The sequence below is a fragment of the Saccharomonospora sp. CUA-673 genome (genome assembly GCF_001942305.1).
Classification (GTDB): Bacteria; Actinomycetota; Actinomycetes; order Mycobacteriales; family Pseudonocardiaceae; genus Prauserella.
The window spans coordinates 14438-32500 of record NZ_MKKE01000036.1 but is presented as its reverse complement, the minus strand read 5'-3'; the positions used below and the strand labels follow the sequence as shown (position 1 = coordinate 32500).

The 18063-nt window shown below is 69.0% G+C and carries 19 protein-coding genes, 1 tRNA gene and 1 pseudogene; 18 read left to right on the top strand and 3 right to left on the bottom strand.

Annotation, left to right across the window (positions count from 1 at the left end; translation table 11 throughout):
* Positions 1 to 209: 209 nt before the first annotated feature.
* From BJF85_RS17045 to BJF85_RS17035, 3 genes are all read left to right on the top strand, one after another.
* Entirely contained in the window at positions 210 to 1301 is a 1092-nt protein-coding gene (locus BJF85_RS17045) for a S1 family peptidase (RefSeq protein ID WP_075848951.1), read from the top strand.
* Between the two features lie 133 nt (positions 1302 to 1434).
* Positions 1435 to 1884, top strand: coding sequence for a MaoC family dehydratase N-terminal domain-containing protein (locus BJF85_RS17040; RefSeq protein WP_075848949.1), 450 nt, complete (start codon positions 1435 to 1437; stop codon positions 1882 to 1884).
* A complete protein-coding gene (locus BJF85_RS17035; RefSeq protein ID WP_075848947.1) occupies positions 1881 to 2279 on the top strand; it encodes a MaoC family dehydratase in 399 nt (132 codons plus the stop codon). Before BJF85_RS17040 ends, BJF85_RS17035 begins: the two co-directional genes overlap by 4 nt.
* 5 nt (positions 2280 to 2284) lie before the next feature.
* Here the strand turns inward: BJF85_RS17035 and BJF85_RS17030 are convergent, their stop codons facing one another.
* Both BJF85_RS17030 and BJF85_RS17025 read right to left on the bottom strand, forming a co-directional pair.
* Positions 2285 to 3256, bottom strand: a complete 972-nt coding sequence (locus tag BJF85_RS17030) for a hypothetical protein (RefSeq protein WP_075848945.1) — start codon at positions 3254 to 3256, stop codon at positions 2285 to 2287.
* Positions 3257 to 3389: 133 nt separating this feature from the next.
* Positions 3390 to 4622 (bottom strand): pyridoxal phosphate-dependent aminotransferase, encoded by a 1233-nt coding sequence (locus tag BJF85_RS17025; RefSeq protein ID WP_083666497.1) that lies wholly within the window; start codon positions 4620 to 4622, stop codon positions 3390 to 3392.
* Between the two features lie 255 nt (positions 4623 to 4877).
* On the opposite strand from BJF85_RS17025, the gene BJF85_RS17020 reads away from it, so the two are divergent.
* From BJF85_RS17020 to rplA, 5 genes are all read left to right on the top strand, one after another.
* Positions 4878 to 4950: transfer RNA gene (locus tag BJF85_RS17020), tRNA-Trp, on the top strand.
* Positions 4951 to 4984: 34 nt separating this feature from the next.
* Complete coding sequence (secE, locus tag BJF85_RS17015) at positions 4985 to 5413, top strand: preprotein translocase subunit SecE (RefSeq protein WP_075848941.1); 429 nt, start codon at positions 4985 to 4987, stop codon at positions 5411 to 5413.
* Positions 5414 to 5494: 81 nt separating this feature from the next.
* Positions 5495 to 6406 carry a transcription termination/antitermination protein NusG gene (gene nusG / locus BJF85_RS17010; protein WP_075848939.1) on the top strand — a complete coding sequence of 304 codons (912 nt, stop codon included), beginning with the start codon at positions 5495 to 5497 and terminating at the stop codon, positions 6404 to 6406.
* A gap of 80 nt (positions 6407 to 6486) precedes the next feature.
* Entirely contained in the window at positions 6487 to 6918 is a 432-nt protein-coding gene (rplK, locus tag BJF85_RS17005; protein ID WP_075848937.1) for a 50S ribosomal protein L11, read from the top strand.
* A gap of 94 nt (positions 6919 to 7012) precedes the next feature.
* Complete coding sequence (gene rplA, locus BJF85_RS17000; RefSeq protein WP_075848935.1) at positions 7013 to 7732, top strand: 50S ribosomal protein L1; 720 nt, start codon at positions 7013 to 7015, stop codon at positions 7730 to 7732.
* A 117-nt stretch (positions 7733 to 7849) separates the two neighbouring features.
* Here rplA and BJF85_RS16995 read toward each other — a convergent pair whose 3' ends face one another.
* On the bottom strand, positions 7850 to 8605 hold the full coding sequence (locus tag BJF85_RS16995; RefSeq protein WP_369822203.1) for a hypothetical protein: 756 nt from the start codon (positions 8603 to 8605) through the stop codon (positions 7850 to 7852).
* On the opposite strand from BJF85_RS16995, the gene BJF85_RS30320 reads away from it, so the two are divergent.
* From BJF85_RS30320 to BJF85_RS16945, 10 genes and pseudogenes are all read left to right on the top strand, one after another.
* Positions 8585 to 8941, top strand: a complete 357-nt coding sequence (locus BJF85_RS30320; protein WP_255375700.1) for a hypothetical protein — start codon at positions 8585 to 8587, stop codon at positions 8939 to 8941. The two genes, BJF85_RS16995 and BJF85_RS30320, sit on opposite strands and share 21 nt — an antisense overlap.
* Positions 8942 to 9271: 330 nt before the next feature.
* The gene (gene rplJ / locus BJF85_RS16985) at positions 9272 to 9811 is read left to right on the top strand and encodes a 50S ribosomal protein L10 (RefSeq protein WP_075848929.1); all 540 of its coding nucleotides are present in this window, start codon (positions 9272 to 9274) and stop codon (positions 9809 to 9811) included.
* Between the two features lie 51 nt (positions 9812 to 9862).
* Positions 9863 to 10258 carry a 50S ribosomal protein L7/L12 gene (rplL, locus tag BJF85_RS16980; RefSeq protein WP_075848927.1) on the top strand — a complete coding sequence of 132 codons (396 nt, stop codon included), beginning with the start codon at positions 9863 to 9865 and terminating at the stop codon, positions 10256 to 10258.
* A 374-nt stretch (positions 10259 to 10632) separates the two neighbouring features.
* Positions 10633 to 11784: an ABC transporter ATP-binding protein gene (locus BJF85_RS16975; RefSeq protein ID WP_075848961.1), complete on the top strand. Its 1152-nt coding sequence runs from the start codon at positions 10633 to 10635 to the stop codon at positions 11782 to 11784.
* Positions 11785 to 11816: 32 nt separating this feature from the next.
* Positions 11817 to 12568, top strand: a pseudogene (locus BJF85_RS16970) (MlaE family ABC transporter permease).
* A 4-nt stretch (positions 12569 to 12572) separates the two neighbouring features.
* Positions 12573 to 13421 carry an ABC transporter permease gene (locus BJF85_RS16965; RefSeq protein ID WP_139320683.1) on the top strand — a complete coding sequence of 283 codons (849 nt, stop codon included), beginning with the start codon at positions 12573 to 12575 and terminating at the stop codon, positions 13419 to 13421.
* A complete protein-coding gene (locus BJF85_RS16960) occupies positions 13421 to 14773 on the top strand; it encodes an MCE family protein (protein WP_075848925.1) in 1353 nt (450 codons plus the stop codon). The genes BJF85_RS16965 and BJF85_RS16960 overlap by 1 nt, the downstream gene beginning before the upstream one ends.
* The gene (locus BJF85_RS16955; protein ID WP_075848923.1) at positions 14773 to 15867 is read left to right on the top strand and encodes an MCE family protein; all 1095 of its coding nucleotides are present in this window, start codon (positions 14773 to 14775) and stop codon (positions 15865 to 15867) included. The genes BJF85_RS16960 and BJF85_RS16955 overlap by 1 nt, the downstream gene beginning before the upstream one ends.
* Complete coding sequence (locus BJF85_RS16950) at positions 15864 to 16850, top strand: MCE family protein (RefSeq protein ID WP_075848921.1); 987 nt, start codon at positions 15864 to 15866, stop codon at positions 16848 to 16850. The genes BJF85_RS16955 and BJF85_RS16950 overlap by 4 nt, the downstream gene beginning before the upstream one ends.
* Positions 16847 to 18031, top strand: coding sequence for an MCE family protein (locus BJF85_RS16945; protein WP_075848919.1), 1185 nt, complete (start codon positions 16847 to 16849; stop codon positions 18029 to 18031). Before BJF85_RS16950 ends, BJF85_RS16945 begins: the two co-directional genes overlap by 4 nt.
* The last annotated feature ends 32 nt before the right edge of the window (positions 18032 to 18063 follow it).

Genomic DNA, 18063 nt, shown 5'->3' with positions numbered 1-18063 from the left:
GGTCCCGCAGCTTCGAGACCGCCCCCGCCGCACGGTGGGGGCGGTTTTTTGTCACCCACCGCACGCCGCGCCATGCCCGCTTTGTCACCCACTGAGTACAAACGACCGCGGTGAGAAAGATCCACCCTAAGTAGCTACCGCGGCAACTCACGCCGACCTCACACTATCGGGCGACACATCCCAACCCTGCGGGAAAGTGAGTTGTCACGATGAAAACGTCGCGTAAGACCGCCGTCACCGCCGCGGCAGGAGCCGTGGCCCTGGGCCTGTTCGCCCCGGCCACAGCACAAGCCGTCCCGAGTATCGAGGGCTACTCGGACGCCGTCGCGAGCGAGGCCGTATCCACTCTGTCGAGTGAACGGGGCCTCAGTGAGGTAGCCGCTGCGAACCTGCTCGAAACCCAACAGGCGAGCGTCGACACCCTGTCCGACATCCGCTCCGCGGTCGCCGGCGACATCGTCGGCGAATACCTCGACGCCAACGGCGAGGCCGTCGTCAACGTCGCCACCGAGGCCGCCGCGGCCACGGTGGAGGCAGCCGGCGCCACCGCCAACGTCGTCGACCACACCGCCGCACAGCTCGACGCCGCCCGCGCCGAGCTCGAGGCGACCAGCGTTCCGCACACCGCGGTCGGCCTGGACCCCCAGTCCAACCAGATCGTGCTCACCATCGCCGACGAGGCCGCCGACGCCCAGGCCGCCAAGCTCGAGGCCAAGGCCGACAAGCTCGGCGACGCCGTGCGCGTCGAAGAGGTCGCAGGCGGCATGGAAAGCATGATCTACAACGGTGAGGCCATCACCGGCGGCGGCAGCCGCTGCTCGGCCGGCTTCAACGTCAACTCCGGTGGCCAGGACTACATCCTCACCGCAGGCCACTGCACCGAGGGTGTCGCCGAGTGGAACGTCGGCCCGTCGCTCGACGCCAGCTTCCCCGGCAACGACTACGGCCTCATCCGCAACGACACCGGCAGCGCCCCCGGCGCCGTGACCCTGTGGGACGGCACCACGCAGACGATCAGCTCGACGGCCAACGCCACCGTCGGCCAGGACATCTGCAAGAGCGGGTCGACGACCTACCTGACCTGCGGCACCGTGCAGGCCACCAACGTCACGGTGAACTACCCCGAAGGTGCCGTCACCGGCCTCGTGCAGACCAGCGCGACGGTGAACTCCGGTGACTCCGGCGGCTGCCTGTTCTCCGGCAGCACCGGCCTCGGCATCACCTCGGGCATGGGCGGCGGAAGCTCCTACTTCCAGCCGGTCAACGCCGCGATCTCCGCCTACGGCGTCTCGCTCAACTGACGCCTCGTCACCCCTTAACGCTCCCGAGGCCATAGTCGCGTTCAACGCGACTATGGGGCCCTCGGGAGCTCCTTTGTGCAGGGGCGGGAAAGCGCAGTTCGTGGGGAATTCACGTGAGGGTAGGCTCCGCGCCGTGCCACTGGATCCGTCATTCGCCGGGCGCGTGTACCCGCCCGAGGCGACCTACGAGGTCAGCCGCGCCAAGATCGCCGAGTTCGCCGACGCCCTCGGGGACGAGAACCCGCTGTACCGCGACGTCGACGCGGCCGGCGCGGCCGGCTACCCGGACGTGATCGCACCGCCCACGTTCCTCACGATCATCAACCTGCGCGCCATCAACGCCGTCGTCGCCGACCCCGAACTCGGCCTCGACTACGACCGCATGGTCCACGGCGACCAGCGCTTCGTGCACCACCGGCCCGCCCACGCCGGCGACCGGCTGCAGGTCACGGTGCACATCGACGAGATCTTCGCGCGTGCGGGCAACGACTTCCTCACCGTGCACGCCGACGTCACCGCCGAGAGCGGCGAACCCGTGTGCACCACCTACGCCCAGCTCGTCGTCCGGGGGGAACAGTCGTGAACGTCGGAGACGAACTGCCCGGCCTGTCCGTCCGCGTCACCCGCGAGCAGCTGGTGCGCTACGCAGGCGCGTCGCTGGACTTCAACCCGATCCACTGGAACGAACGGTTCGCCGCCGAGGTGGGTCTGCCGAACGTCATCGCCCACGGCATGCTCACCATGGCCCTGGCCGGCCGCGTCGTGAGCGACTGGCTGGGCGACCCCGGCCGGATCGTCGAGTACGGCGCGCGGTTCACCCGCCCGGTCGTCGTCCCCGACGACGGCGAGGGTGCGCTCGTCGAGTTCACCGCCAAGGTCGCCGAGGTCCACGACGACGACACCGCCCGCATCGACATCACCGCCACGTTCGACGGCAGGACCGTCCTCGGCAAGGCCCAGGTCGTCGTCCGGACGTAGCGGGCTCAGCCGCGGGCGCCGACGAGGTCGTTGATCAACCCCGCGGCCCGTTCCGGGTGGTCGACGGTGGCCTTGAGCGTGTGGCCGGACGTGAGCGTGATCGCCAGCGTGTCGCCCGCGCGCACCTTGAACGCCGTGTACGACGGCCCGCGGCGCAGGCCGTAGCCGCCGCCCGCCCACATCGACATCTGCTCGACGTCGGCGGAGGCGATCTCGTCGAGGTCCAGGCGCCGCGTCGGGAACTTCAGCAGGCCCAGCGTCAACGTCACGCCGGTCGAGTCGATCCGCACCTGCGTGCGGCACACCGCCGACATCGCCAGCAACGCCACGACGAGGATCAGCCCGTACGGCATGATGTCGAGGTCGGTCATGCCGACCTGCAGGATCACGGCCGCGACGAGCACGGCCGCCCCGACGAACGCCATCGGGTAGTTCGTGCCGGCGCCGCTCCACGTCGGGTCCTGCCCCGGCTCGAGCCCCGCGGACGGCAGCTCCCGGTCGGCCTCCGCGGGCGCGGGCCGCGGCATGGTGCCGGCGAGCCAGGCGGCGAGGGCGCCGGCGGCGATGCTGATGCCGAACGCGAGCAGGATCGCCCCGCCTGCGCCGCGTGCCTGCTCCCACGCCGGCAGGTCGAGCGTCGCCCACATCGACCCGGCGAGGATGCCGGCGGGCAGGGTCGCCGCCCACGCCGCGAAGCCCACCGCACTGCGCGGCGTCGCGGCCAGGTCGCGGGCGATCGCGCGCCGGTCCGACACCAGCATCGTGATCGCCGCGAGCACGGCGATCGCCGCGCCGATGCCCAGCGTCCAGCCGGTCATCGCCGCCAGATCCGTCCCGCGGTCCGGCCCGTCGAGGCCCCAGTGCGAGACGACCGCGCTCGGCAGCCGGTCCGCCCACGACATCCGCAGCACGTACACCGCGGCCAGCGTGACGAGCGGAATGCCGGCAGCCGCCAGCAGCAGTCGGGTCGTCCTCATGGGTGGTTCTCCTTCACGAACCCGGCGTCGGGGCGCGCCACGCGTACACGGAACGCCAACACGGCCGCGTGGATTGCTGACACGGCGACGTGGGGTGCTGACACGGCGCGTCGGCACCCCACGTGCGTGTCGGTTACCGGGCCTCGGCCAGGAGGGCGGCGACGCGGTTGACGCCTTCGACCAGGTCGGCCTCGGCGAGGGCGTAGGAGAAGCGGAAGTAGCCGGGCGTGCCGAAGGCCTCGCCGGGCACGACCGCGACCTCGGCCTCGCGCAGGATCAGGTCGGCCAGCGCGACCGTGTCCTCGGGCCGCTCGCCGCGGATCTCCTTGCCCAGCACCGCCTTCACCGACGGGTAGGCGTAGAACGCGCCCTCCGGCGTCGGGCACTCGACACCGGGGATCGCCGACAGCAGCGAGACGATCTTCTTGCGCCGCGCGTCGAACGCCTCGCGCATCGCATACACCTCGTCGAGCGGACCCGCCACGGCCGCGAGCGCGGCGCGCTGCGCGACGTTGGAGACGTTGCCGCACAGGTGCGACTGGTAGCTCGAGGCGGCCTTGATGACGTCGTCCGGGCCGACGATCCAGCCGACGCGCCAGCCGGTCATCGAATACGTCTTGGCCACGCCGTTGAGGATCAACGTCTGGTCGGCCAGCTCCGGCACGACGGCGGGCATCGACGCGGCGGTGACGCCGTCGTAGACCAGGTGCTCGTAGATCTCGTCGGTGATCACCCAGATGCCGTGCTCGAGCGCCCACTTGCCGATCGCCTCGACCTGCTCACGCGGGTACACCGCGCCGGTCGGGTTGGACGGCGAGTTGAACAGCAGCACCTTCGTCTTCCCGGTGCGCGCGGCCTCGAGCTGCTCGACCGTCACGAGGTAGCCGGTCGTCTCGTCGGCCGTCACCTGCACGGGCACCCCGCCGGCGAGCGTGATCGACTCGGGGTAGGTCGTCCAGTACGGCGCGGGCAGCAGCACCTCGTCGCCCGGGTCGAGCAGCGTCGCGAACGCCGAGTAGACGGCCTGCTTGCCGCCGTTGGTGACCAGGACCTGCGAGGCCGTGCAGCGGAAGTCGGAGTCGCGCAGCGTCTTCGCGGCGATCGCCTCGCGCAGCTCGGGCAGACCGCCTGCCGCGGTGTAGCCGTGGTTGACGCGCTCGCGGGTGGCCTCGGCCGCGGCCTCGACGACGTAGTCGGGCGTGGGGAAGTCCGGCTGCCCCGCGCCGAATCCGATCACCGGGCGGCCCTCGGCCTTGAGCGCCTTCGCCTTCGCGTCCACCGCGAGCGTCGCGGACGGCGTGATCCCGGCGATCCGGGCGGACACGCGCGAGCGGGTGCGGGCGGATGTGGTTCCTGCAGTGGCCATGGCTACAGTTTTCCACGCGTACGGCGCCGGGGATGCTCTGGGCCGACGCGGATCAGTGCGGTGGTCCTCGGCCGGTCGTCGGCTGGTCGTCGGCCGGTTCGCGGCCGGTTGCCGCCGGCGCCGACGGCCAGAAGGGGCTCGGTTGCAGAGCGCGATCACCCTTGCCGTAGACTTCTGCACTTGGAACGTTCGACGGTTGCTCCTGCCCTCGTCCACGCGATCGGATGGGCGGCGACGAGCAAGCAGAACGTTCGAAGGGGTGTAGCTCAGTTGGTAGAGCAGCGGTCTCCAAAACCGCAGGTCGCAGGTTCGAGTCCTGTCGCCCCTGCGTTGACGTGTCAGGTGAGGCAGAGGAGTGACTCGTGAGCGAGGACGGCGAGAAGGACAAGGAGAAGGAGCAGAAGAGCTCCAGCTCCCGTCCGAGTGGCGCCGCGGCTCGCCGCGAGCGACGCGACGCTGCCCGCGCCGGCACGGGCAGTGACGCCAAAGCGGGTAAGTCTGCTCCCAAGGGCAAGGCCGGTTCCGGCCCCGACGGCAAGACGTCGGGCAAGGACCGGTCGACGACCAAGCGGGGCGGAACGGCCACGGTCGACAAGCGTTCGCTCTTCGGCCGCATGGTGCTGTTCCTCCGCGAGGTCTGGGGCGAGCTCGGGAAGGTCATCTGGCCGACCCGTAAGCAGATGGTCACCTACACGGCCGTGGTGCTGGTGTTCGTGGCCTTCATGATCGCCCTGGTCTACCTGCTCGATTTCGTCTTCCTGCAGGGAGTCGACTTCGTATTCGGCGACTGACGCCCTGGCCAGGCCGCGCAGGTGGCGGGGGCGATCGGTCGCGCCCGTCACCGCACACGCGATCAACTGAGAGGACGGAAAGTGACCTCCGAGAACGGCTCAGACGAGCAGGTGCTCGCGGCCACCGAGGCTGCTGAGACTGTCGAGACGGTCGACGGTGCCGACGCCGCTGAGACGACGTCGGCGGTCGAGTCGTCGGCTGCCGACCCCGCCGAAGCTGCTGAGCCGGCCGAGGACGCTGCCGCCGCCGAGGACACTGCGGCCGCCACGGACACTCCCGACGCTGCGGACACCGCCGACACCGCGGAAGCCACGGACACCACGGACACCACGGACGACGCCGCCGAGCCCGAGGAGGAGCTCGACCCGGTCGCCAAGCTCCGCGCCGAGCTCTCGTCGCTGCCCGGCGAGTGGTACGTCGTGCACTCGTACGCCGGCTACGAGAACCGCGTGAAGAACAACCTCGAGACGCGTACGCAGACGCTCGACGTCGAGGACTACATCTTCCAGATCGAGGTTCCGACCGAAGAGGTCACCGAGATCAAGAACGGCCAGCGCAAGCAGGTGAACCGTAAGGTTCTGCCCGGCTACATCCTGGTCCGCATGGAGCTCAACGACCAGTCGTGGAGCGCCGTGCGCAACACGCCCGGGGTGACCGGTTTCGTGGGCGCGACATCGAGCCCCTCACCGATCACGCTGAACGAGGTGCTGAAGTTCCTCGCGCCGCAGGTCGAGAAGGAGGCGCCGGCGAAGGCGGCCAAGAGCGAACCCGCCGCGGCGGGCTCGCAGGCCGAGGCCACGTCGTCGACGTCCGCGGTCGAGGTGGACTTCGAGGTCGGCGAATCGGTCACCGTCATGGACGGTCCGTTCGCGACGCTGCCCGCGACGATCAGCGAGGTCGACGCCGGTGGCCAGAAGCTGAAGGTCCTGGTGTCGATCTTCGGCCGCGAGACGCCGGTCGAGCTGTCGTTCAACCAGGTCTCCAAGATCTGACGGTCGCTCCAGCGGCGACCGGAAGGCCCCCGCGCCACGGCAGGTGCGTGGGGAGAGCAACGCTGAACTAGGAAACGGAAATGCCACCCAAGAAGAAGAAGCTTGCAGCGATCATCAAGCTGCAGATCCAGGCGGGCGCCGCGAACCCGGCGCCCCCGGTTGGCCCCGCGCTCGGTCAGCACGGCGTCAACATCATGGAGTTCTGCAAGGCGTACAACGCGGCCACGGAGAACCAGCGTGGCAACGTCGTGCCGGTCGAGATCTCCGTGTACGAGGACCGCTCGTTCGACTTCAAGCTCAAGACGCCGCCGGCCGCGAAGCTGCTGCTGAAGGCCGCGGGCATCGACAAGGGCAGCGGCGAGCCGCACAAGACCAAGGTCGGCAAGGTCACGATGGACCAGGTGCGCGAGATCGCCGAGACCAAGAAGTCCGACCTCAACGCCTACGACACCGACCAGGCCGCCAAGATCATCGCCGGGACCGCCCGGTCGATGGGTCTGACCGTCGAGTAAGTCGCGCCGGCCTCAGCAGCGAGGCCCCGCCGTGGAAGGGCCAGGCGCTGGCCCGCACCACAACTGATCCACCTCAGCATTCGAAGGACAGAGCATGACCAAGCGCAGCAAGGCCTATCGCAAGGCCGCCGAGCTCATTGACCAGACCAGGCTGTACGCGCCGCTCGACGCGGTGAAGTTGGCCAAGGAGACGTCCAACGTCAAGATGGACGCCACGGTCGAGGTCGCGATGCGGCTCGGCGTCGACCCCCGCAAGGCGGACCAGATGGTCCGCGGCACCGTGAACCTGCCGCACGGCACGGGTAAAACCGTCCGCGTCGCTGTTTTCGCCACCGGTGACAAGGCCGCCGAGGCCGAAGCCGCCGGTGCCGACGTGGTCGGTTCCGACGACCTCATCGAGCGCATCCAGGGTGGCTGGCTCGAGTTCGACGCCGCGATCGCGACTCCCGACCAGATGGCGAAGGTGGGCCGCGTGGCCCGCGTTCTGGGCCCGCGTGGCCTGATGCCGAACCCGAAGACCGGCACCGTCACCCCGGACGTCACCAAGGCCGTCTCGGAGATCAAGGGCGGTAAGGTCAGCTTCCGCGTCGACAAGCAGTCGAACCTGCACATGGCGATCGGCAAGGCCTCGTTCGACACCGAGAAGCTCGTGGAGAACTACGCCGCGGCGCTCGACGAGATCCTGCGTGCGAAGCCGTCGGCCGCCAAGGGCCGTTACGTCAAGAAGGTCACCTTCGCGACGACGATGGGCCCGGGCATCCCGGTCGACCCGACGCGTACCCGCGACCTCCTCTCCGAGGACGCCGCGGTCTGACGCTCGGCCACCGAGCGCACTGACACACCGAAAGGGGCGGTCCACCCGACAGGGTGGGCCGCCCCTTTCGCCGTGTCAGCACCCCACGTCGCCGTGTTGGTGTTCTGCGGCGCCCGGTCAGTTGCTCGGCTGCGGTGCCGGCGGGGCGGGGCAGTTCTCCGGGCCCGGTTCGTGGCCGGTGATCAGCCACTGGCCCGCGTGGTCCTGCTTCTCCACGACGAACACGCCGAGCGCGGGGCCGCCGGAGATCGTGAACGAGCACGAGTCGATGCGCTCCTGCTCCGACGTCGGCAGGTAGCCGCGCGTGAAGATCGACTCGGCGTAGTCGTTGACGTGCGTGACCTCCTCGTGCAGCGCCCGCACCGCCTCGCGGCAGTCGGCGTGGCCGAGGTTCTCGGCGAAGGTCTGCTGCGTCCGTTCGGCGAACCGGCCGCACGCCTGCGGCACCAGCGGGCCGCCGGTCTCCGGGTCGGTCTGGGCGATCGCGTCGTAGACCTGCCGGACCGCCTCGTAGGGCTCGTCCGAGAGCAGCTCGTTCGTGCGGTAGGTGCCGCCGCCGTGCTCGGCGTACTCCTCGGTGGTCTGCCCGGCGCCCGAGTCGCCGAAGAAGTGGTTGTAGGCCCACGTCGCCGCGATCGCCAGGAGCAGGAACGCGATCAGCCACGCCAGGACCTTCTTACCCAGCCACACCAGCCACCGCGGGGGTTTGCGTCGCCGCCGGGGCGGACGCGGTTCGAGCTCCTGCGGGTTCGTCGTCGCGACGCTGCCGTGCGCCCCCGGCTGCTGCGGCGGGTACTGCTGTTCGGGGTAGTGCGGCGCGGGGTACTGCGGGCCGGGGTGCGGTGCGGGCGGGTGCTGCGGGGACGGGACCACCGAGCCGCCCTGTTCCTGCTGGGCCTGCTGGAACTTGAGGAACTCCTGGAACTGTTGGAACTGCTGGAACTGGCGCAGCTGTTCCGGGTCGACCGGCTGCTCGGCCGACTGCGCGGTCGGCTCGCCGCCGGCGGCGCGGGCAGGCTGGATCTCGGTCCCCGGCGTCTCGGCACCGGACGCTCGGTGCTCGGCGGTTCGGTACCGGGCGTCTCGGTGCCCGGCGGCTCGATGCCCGACGGTGGGGTCGGGGTGTCTGCCGGGCCGGGCTCGGCGCCGTGTGCGTCCTGCCCCTGCGGTCCGTGGTCCTCGGGCCTGTGCTCCGTCACGCGCCCATGATGCCTGCTCACGGTCCGCGACCGGGAACGGCTCGCGAACCGGTCGCGGATTCGGCCGGGGGCACCCTCCTGCGGCGGGACCGTGACCGGCGCGTATAGTTGTTCGCGGTTCTACCGAAGACCGCTGGTCTTCCCGGGTTTCCTCGGGAACGAAGGCCCGCCCACGCAGGCGGCGGCCCGCGCAGGAGGAACGAGGATCCTACGCGCCACCCGCGTGTATCGACGCCCCGTGCTTGCTGCGCCGGCCCCTGTGCCCGCCGCGCCGGGGCGTTTCGTCGTTTCCGGGTGAGTCCGGGGCGCCAGTGGTCACCAGCCAAGAGAGGAGGCGACCATGGCGAAGCCCGAGAAGGTTGAGGCGGTCGCCGAGATTGCGGACTCCTTCCGCAACAGCTCGGCCACGGTCATCACCGAGTACTCCGGCCTCTCCGTGTCCAAGCTCGGTGAGCTGCGCCGCGCTCTCGGCCCCACCGTGAAGTACCGGGTCGCGAAGAACACCCTCGCCAAGCGTGCCGCCGAAGAGGTGGGCGTCAACGAGGTCACCGAGCTCTTCGTCGGGCCGACCGCGATCGCCTTCGTCGAAGGTGAGCCGGTCGACGCCGCGAAGGCGCTGAAGAACTTCGCGAAGGACAACGAAGCCCTCGTCATCAAGGGCGGCTACATGGATGGCCGTCCGATGAGCGTGAGCGAGATCGAGAAGCTTGCCGAACTCGAGAGCCGCGACGTGCTGCTGTCGAAGGCGGCGGGCGCGTTCAAGGCCAAGCTGTCCGAGGCCGCGTCGCTGTTCCAGGCGCCGCTGTCGAAGATGGCCCGCGCCGCCGCCGCGCTCGAGGACAAGCAGAAGTCCGAATCCGGCTCCGACGCCGAGAGCTGATCACACCACCCACCCCGACTCCAGAGTCGATCGCAAGGAAGGAACGCCACCATGGCGAAGATGAGCACCGACGAACTGCTCGACGCCTTCAAGGAGCTGACGCTGCTTGAGCTGTCCGAGTTCGTGACGAAGTTCGAGGAGACCTTCGACGTCACCGCCGCCGCCCCGGCCGCCCAGGTCGTGGCCGCCGCCCCGGGTGCGGGCGACGCCGGCGCCGCCGCCGCCGAGGAGCAGGACGAGTTCGACGTCGTCCTCGAGGACGCCGGCGACAAGAAGATCCAGGTCATCAAGGTCGTGCGCGAGGTCATCTCGGGCCTCGGCCTGAAGGAGGCCAAGGAGCTCGTCGAGGGCGCCCCGAAGGCCCTGCTCGAGAAGGTCGACAAGGAGGCCGCCGAGGCCGCCAAGACCAAGCTCGAAGAGGCCGGCGGCAAGGTCTCGCTGAAGTGATCCCCGCGCCTGGTGCAGGGGCGCAGATCGCATCGCGAAAGCGGGCGGACATCCACGCGATGTCCGCCCGCTTTTTCGTTGTTGTGCCATGTGCGCCCGATCACACGCCGTGTCGGCTTCTCACATTCGTCGACCGGCACCTCGTCGCCGCGTCACGCCGTGGGTTACCTTGCAGTCCCACATCACACCCGGATCGACACACACTGCGTGAGGTCGACTCACCCAGGTGCTGCATTCGGGTGTGAACCAGTGAGTAACTTATACGGGCTTCGTTCGTTGCTCGTAGAAGGAAGACGCTGTGGACATGGCGGTGCTGCCTGGTGAACACGCAGCACCCGCTATCCGCGGCCGCGGAACCGCTCCAGGAGGGTGCGATGGGTGCCGAGGTGGTCATCGAGGGCTTGACGAAGTCCTTCGGCAAGCAGGCCATCTGGCGGGACGTGACGCTGAACCTGCCGCCTGGAGAGGTGTCGGTGATGCTCGGGCCGTCGGGTACGGGCAAGTCGGTGTTCCTGAAGTCGATGATCGGCCTGCTCAAACCCGACAAGGGTTCGTGCGTCATCAACGGCACGGACATCGTCACCTGCTCGGAGCGTCAGCTCTACGAGACCCGCAAGCTTTTCGGCGTGCTGTTCCAGGACGGCGCGCTGTTCGGCTCGATGAATCTCTACGACAACGTCGCGTTCCCGCTGCGGGAACACACGAAGAAGTCGGAAACCGAGATTCGCAACATCGTGCTCGACAAACTGGACATGACCGGTCTGGCGGGCGCCGACGACAAGCTTCCCGGTGAGATCTCCGGTGGTATGCGCAAGCGCGCCGGTCTGGCCCGCGCGCTCGTGCTGGACCCGGAGATCATCCTGTGCGACGAGCCGGACTCGGGTCTGGACCCGGTGCGCACGGCCTACCTGTCGCAGCTGCTGATCGACCTGAACGCACAGATCGACGCGACGATCCTGATCGTCACCCACAACATCAACCTCGCCCGGACCGTGCCGGACAACCTGGGCATGCTGTTCCGCAAGGAGCTGGTGATGTTCGGGCCGCGCGAGGTGCTGCTGACCTCCGACGAGCCGGTCGTGGAGCAGTTCCTCAACGGCCGCAGGCTCGGCCCGATCGGCATGAGCGAGGAGAAGGACTCGGCGCAGATGGCGCTCGAGCAGGCCATGGCCGACGGCGGGCACCACGACGGGTCCACCGAGGACGTGCGCGGCATCGTGCCGCAGCTGCAGCCCACCCCCGGGCTGCCGGTGCGGCAGGGTGCTGTGCGCCGCAAGGACCGGGTCGTGCAGATCCTGCACACGCTGCCGGCCGCCGCGCAGGAGGGCATCATCGCCTCGCTGTCGCCGGAGGAGCGTCGGCACTACGGCATCCCCGAGCCGTCGGTGACGGCCGGTTCGACGTTGCCGCCGCACCGCGGCAACCTGCCCACCGACGACGTGGCGAACCTGCCCACCGATCAGCAGTGGCCCGCGGACCAGGGCGGACAGACGCGCCGGATGCCGCCACAGCGGGGCGGGCGATGAGCGCTCGGGCCGGCACCGTCCCCGGCGTCGGGATGCTTCGGGAGACCGGCAAGCTCTTCGCTCTCGGCCTCGACATCTTCCGCGGCATCTTCCAGCGTCCGTTCCAGGTGCGGGAGTTCATCCAGCAGGCGTGGTTCATCGCGAGCGTGACGATCCTGCCGACGGCGCTCGTCGCGATCCCGTTCGGCGCGATCATCTCGCTGCAGTTCGGGTCGATCGCCACCCAGCTGGGCGCGCAGTCGTACACGGGTGCCGGCAGTGTGCTCGCGACCGTGCAGCAGGCCGCGCCGCTGGTGACGGCGTTGCTCGTGGCAGGTGCCGGTGGTTCGGCGATCTGTGCCGACATCGGCGCGCGGACGATCCGCGAGGAGATCGATGCCATGGAGGTGCTCGGCGTCTCGGCCGTGCAGCGCCTCGTGGTGCCCCGGGTGCTGGCGTGCATGCTCGTCGCGGTCCTGCTCAACGGCATGGTCAGCGTCATCGGTGTGCTCGGTGGCTACTTCTTCAACGTCATTCTGCAGGACGGCACGCCGGGTGCATATCTGGCGAGCTTCTCTGCCTTGGCCCAGTTGCCGGACCTGTGGGTCGGCGAGCTCAAGGCCTCATCTTCGGGTTCCTCGCCGCGGTCGTCGCCGCGTACCGCGGGCTGAACCCGCCGCCCGGTCCGAAGGGAGTCGGGGACGCGGTCAACCAGTCCGTCGTCATCACGTTCCTGCTGCTGTTCGTGGTCAACACCGTCATCACGTTGATCTACCTGCAGCTCGTCCCGCCGAAGTTGGGCTGAGCCGATGTCCACCGTGAGCCGCGCGACCAAGCGTGCGAAGAATGTCGCGAATCGTCCACTGGAGACACTGGACGATCTCGGCGACCAGATGTCCTTCTACATGCGCGCCCTGGCGTGGGCGCCGCGGACGATCCGGCGCTACTCCAAGGAAGTGCTGCGCCTGCTGGCCGAGGTGAGCTTCGGCTCGGGGTCGCTGGCCCTGATCGGCGGCACGGTCGGCGTGATGGTCGGCCTGACGTTGTTCACCGGTGTGCTCGTGGGTCTGCAGGGCTTCTCGGCCCTGGACTCGATCGGTACGTCGGCGTTCACCGGCTTCCTGACGTCGTTCTTCAACACGCGCGAGATCGCGCCGTTGATCGCGGGTCTGGCGCTGTCGGCGACGGTCGGTTCCGGCTTCACCGCCCAGCTCGGCGCGATGCGGATCTCCGAGGAGATCGACGCGCTCGAGGTCATGGCGGTGCCGAGCCTGCCGTACCTGGTCACGACGCGGATCATCGCCGGGTTCATCGCGGTGATCCCGCTGTACATCATCGGCCTGATGGCCTCGTACATCGCGTCGAGAGCGGTGGTCATCCACATCTACGGCCAGTCCGCGGGCACGTATGACCACTACTTCGACATGTTCCTGCCACCGCAAGACGTGCTGTATTCGTTCATCAAGGTGCTGATCTTCGCCGTCTTGATCATCCTCACGCACTGCTACTACGGCTACAAGGCCAGCGGCGGGCCCGCGGGCGTCGGCGTGGCCGTCGGCCGTGCTGTGCGGCTGTCGATCGTGACGGTCGCGGTGGTCAACTTCTTCGTCGGGTTCGCCCTCTGGGGGACCGACACGACGGTGAGGATCGCGGGATAATGGCAACACTGCGCAGGAGACTTCTCGGACTGCTGCTGGTCGGTCTCATGGTCGGCGGCGTGGCGCTCAGCGTCGCCATCTACAACAAGGCGTTCACGGATTCGGTCGAGGTCCGGTTGGAGGCCAATCAGATCGGCAACCAGCTGGGCCAGAACGCCGACGTGAAGGTGCGCGGGCTCATCGTCGGCCGGGTCGGCGACATCCAGCCCGGCGTGGAGGGTTCGACGCTCACGCTCAACCTCGATCCGGAACACGCGGACCTGGTGCCCAACGACGTGTCGGCGCGATTCCTGCCGAAGACTCTGTTCGGTGAGCGTTTCGTCGACCTCGAGGTCCCGCAGCGGTCCTCGGGCGAACCGCTGCGCACCGGCGACGTCATCCCGCAGGACCGCACCGAGAGTGCGATCGAGCTGGAGCAGGCGTTCTCCGATCTGATGCCGGTGCTGCAGGCCGTCCAGCCGCAGAAGCTGTCGAGCACGTTGAGTGCGATCTCGACGGCACTGCAGGGGCGCGGTGAGGATCTGGGCGACACGATCACCGAGCTGGGCCAGTACGTCGAGGAGCTCAACCCGCACGTGCCGAAGCTGCAGGAGAACCTGCGTGAACTGGCGAAGTTCTCGCACAACATCTCCGACGTCACGCCGGACCTGGTCGACACGCTCGACAACCTGACGACGACGGCGGACACGTTCGTCGAACGGCAGCACGGCCTCGAGAACGTCTACACCAGCCTCACGGGGGCGTCGACGGATCTGCAGTCGTGGCTCGAGGCGAACTCGCAGAACCTGATCAACCTCGGGTCGACGGCCCGGCCGACGGCCGAGCTGCTCGCCAAGTACGCACCCGGCTACCCGTGCTTCCTCGGGCAGATGGCCGACCTGGTGCCGCGGATCGACGAGGCGTTCGGCAAGGGCACCAACGAGCCCGGCCTGCACGCGAAGATCGAGATCACGAACAACCGCGGTCCGTACAAGCCCGGCGTGGACGACCCGGAGTTCAACGACCACCGCGGTCCGCGGTGCTACGACTACCAGACGATGCCGAACCCGTTCCCGCAGTACCCGCCGGACGGTCCGGTGCAGGACGGTGCGAGCACCCCGGAGCCCGCGCGGTCGGTCAACGACGGGCTCAGCCCGGCCGACGGCAACGCCCGTGCCGGTGGCTACTACGGCTCCGGCGGTGGCGGCGCGGCCGCGCCCGGTCTGGGTGACCCGGCCGGCTCGCCCGGCGAGCTGCGGTTGATCTCGCAGCTGACCGGGCCGCAGCTGGGCATGGACGCCGACGAGGTGCCCGACTGGGGTGCGCTGTTGATGGCCCCGATGTATCGCGGAGCGGAGGTGACGGTCGAATAATGCGCGGACTCGCTGGACCACTGACCAAGCTGATCGTGTTCATCGTCGTCACGGTGCTGTTCACCGGTGTGCTCGCGATCAGCATCGCGAACGTCAACCTCGGCAGCACCTCGACGTACAAGGCCCGCTTCACCGACGCGACGATGGTCCTGCCCAACGACGACATCCGCATCGCGGGTGTGCGCGTGGGCCAGGTCGACTCGGTCGAGATCGTCGACCGCCGCCTCGCCGAGGTCGAGTTCTCGGTCGACGACAACCGGGAGCTGCCCACGAACGTCGAGGCGACGATCAAGTTCCGCAACCTCGTCGGTCAGCGCTACATCTCGCTCGAACGCGGCGACCAGCCCCGCGGCGAGGTGCAGCCCGCCGCCGCGGAGACGGGCGCGGGGCAGCAGGGCGGTTCCGGCGGCGAGGGCACGTTGCAGCCGGGCGAGACGATCCCGCTCGAACGCACCACGCCCGCGCTGGACCTCAACGAGCTGTTCAACGGCTTCAAGCCGTTGTTCCAGGCGCTGTCGCCGGACGACGTGAACACCCTGTCGCACCAGATCATCCAGGTGCTGCAGGGCGAGGGCGGCACCGTCGAGAGCCTGCTGCAGCACACCGCATCGCTGACCACGACGATCGCCGAGAAGGACCAGGTGATCGGCCAGGTCATCGACAACCTCAACTCGGTGCTCTCGACCCTCAACGAACGCACGCCGCAGATCGACCAGCTGATCGTGCGGTTGCAGCAGTTGGTGTCGGGGCTGGCGTCCGACCGGGAGCCGATCGGCGAGTCGATCGAGGCGCTCGGCGGTCTGGCCCAGACGACGTCGGGGCTGCTCGAGGAGGGCCGCGAGCCGCTGCGCAAGGACATCGCCGCGCTGGGTGAGCTCACCGGCAACCTCAACGACAGCGAGGAGGTCGTGGAGCACTTCATCCAGTTCCTGCCGGAGAAGGCCAGGAAGATGCACGCCACCGCCGACTACGGCTCGTGGTTCAACTTCTTCCTCTGCAGTGCGGGCGGCAGTGTCCGCATTCCCGGCCTGATGGAGCAGCCCGTCGAGATGGACGTGGCGCCGGTCAACAGGGAGCGGTGCATCGAGGAATGAAGAGCTTCCAGAAACGCAACCCGATCCCCATCGCGATCGCCGGCATCATCGTGATCGCGCTGGGCATCGTGGCCGCGCTCAACACCGAACGGCTGCCCATCATCGGCGGCGGCACCGTGTACCAGGCCGAGTTCAGCGAGGCCGCGGGTCTGCAGACCGGCAACGAGGTGCGCGTGGCCGGCGTCAAGGTCGGCAACGTCAGCGATATCGAACTCGACGGCGACCGGGTGCTCGTGTCGTTCCGCGTCCAGGACGCCTGGCTCGGCGACCGCACGACCGCCACCATCAAGATCAAGACGGTGCTGGGGCAGAAGATGCTCACCCTGGACCCGCTGGGGGAGGGCACGCTCGACCCGAGCGGCCCCATCCCGGTCGAGCGCACGACGGCGCCGTACGACGTCATGGACGCCTTCCGCGACCTGTCCGGCACGGTCGACGAGATCGACACCGACCAGCTCGCCGAGAGCTTCGACACGCTGTCCGAGACGTTCGCCGACACCCCGCAGGACGTGCGCGGCGCGCTCGACGGACTCTCGCGCCTGTCCGAGACGATCTCCAGCCGCGACCAGCAGCTGGCGGACCTGCTCGAGAACACCAAGGAGATCAGCGGCACCCTCGCCGACCGCGACGAGGAGCTGATCAAGCTGATGGAGGACGGCAGCTCGCTGCTCGGTGAGTTGCAGCAGCGCAAGCAGGCCATCACGACGCTGCTCGAGGGCAGCCAGGAGCTGTCGAAGCAGCTGCGCGGCCTCGTCGACGACAACGACGAGCAGATGGGTCCCGTGCTCGAGAAGCTCGACCGGCTCACCGGGATGCTGCAGCGCAACCAGGACTCGTTGTCCGAGGGCATCGAGCGGTTCGGCCCGTTCGTGCGCGTGTTCAACAACATGATCGGCTCCGGCCGCTGGTTCGACAACTACATCTGCGGCTTCCTGCTGCCGTCCGTCGGCCCGGTGAACGAAGAGGGGTGCAACGTCAAATGATCACCACTCGCTTCGGACAGCGGCTCGCCCAGGGCGTCACCTTCGCCATCGTGCTCGGACTCGTCGTCGCCGGCGGTCTGTGGTGGACGCTCAAGGACGCGGGCAGCAAGCAGGTCACCGCCTACTTCCCGAGCGCCATCGGCCTGTACGAGGGCAACAGCGTCCGCGTGCTGGGTGTCGACATGGGCACGATCACCGACATCGAACCGCAGGGCGAACGCGTCGCGGTGACGATGAGCTACGACCGTGAGGTGCAGGTGCCGGCCGACGCGCAGGCGGTCCTCGTCGCCCCGTCGCTCGTGTCGGACCGCTACGTGCAGCTGGCCCCCGCCTACACGGGCGGGCCGCTGATGGAGGACGGCGCGACCATCGAGCAGGAGCGCACCGAGGTGCCGCTCGAGATCGACCAGCTCGCCGCCAGCCTCAGCCGGGTGTCGGAGTCGCTCGGCCCGAACGGCGCCAACGCCGACGGTTCGCTGTCGGACCTGCTCGACACCACCGCCGCGAACCTCGACGGCAACGGCAAGAAGATCCACGACACGGTCTCCCAGCTCGGCCAGGCCGCCGGCACCCTGTCGGGCAACTCGGGCGACCTGTTCGAGACCGTCGAGAACCTGGCCAACCTGTCGGAGACCTTCGCAGGCTCCGACCAGACGGTGCGCCGGTTCGAACGGCAGCTGGCCGACGTCAGCGGCTACCTCGCCGGGGAGCGGGAGAACCTGTCGAAGACGGTCACCGAGCTCGGCACGGCGCTGCAGGCGGTGCACGGCTTCGTCGACGAGAACCGCGGCCGGCTCAAGTCGAACGTCGACAAGCTGGCCAGCGTCACCCAGGTGCTCGTGGACCAGCGCGGCGCGCTCGCCGAGACGCTCGACATCGCCCCGTTGGCGCTGTCGAACCTGGCCCACACCTACAACGCCTCGTCGGGCACGCTCGACGCGCGCCCGAACCTGAACGAGCTCACGCAGCCGCCGATCACCATGGTGTGCAACCTGCTCAAGCAGACGCCGAGCGCGCTCGACGCCGTCGGCAACCTGTGCCAGGGCGTGGCCGACACCGTCGAGGGCGCGGCGCCGCTGCCGTCGCTGGCCGAGTCGGTGAAGGCGCTCAACAAGGGCGAGCTGCCGCCGCTGCCGCTGCCGGTCACCCAGCAGGCGCTGAACTCCGGAGGTGGCCAGTGAGGTTCCGCAAACTGATCGCCGTCGGCGCCGCG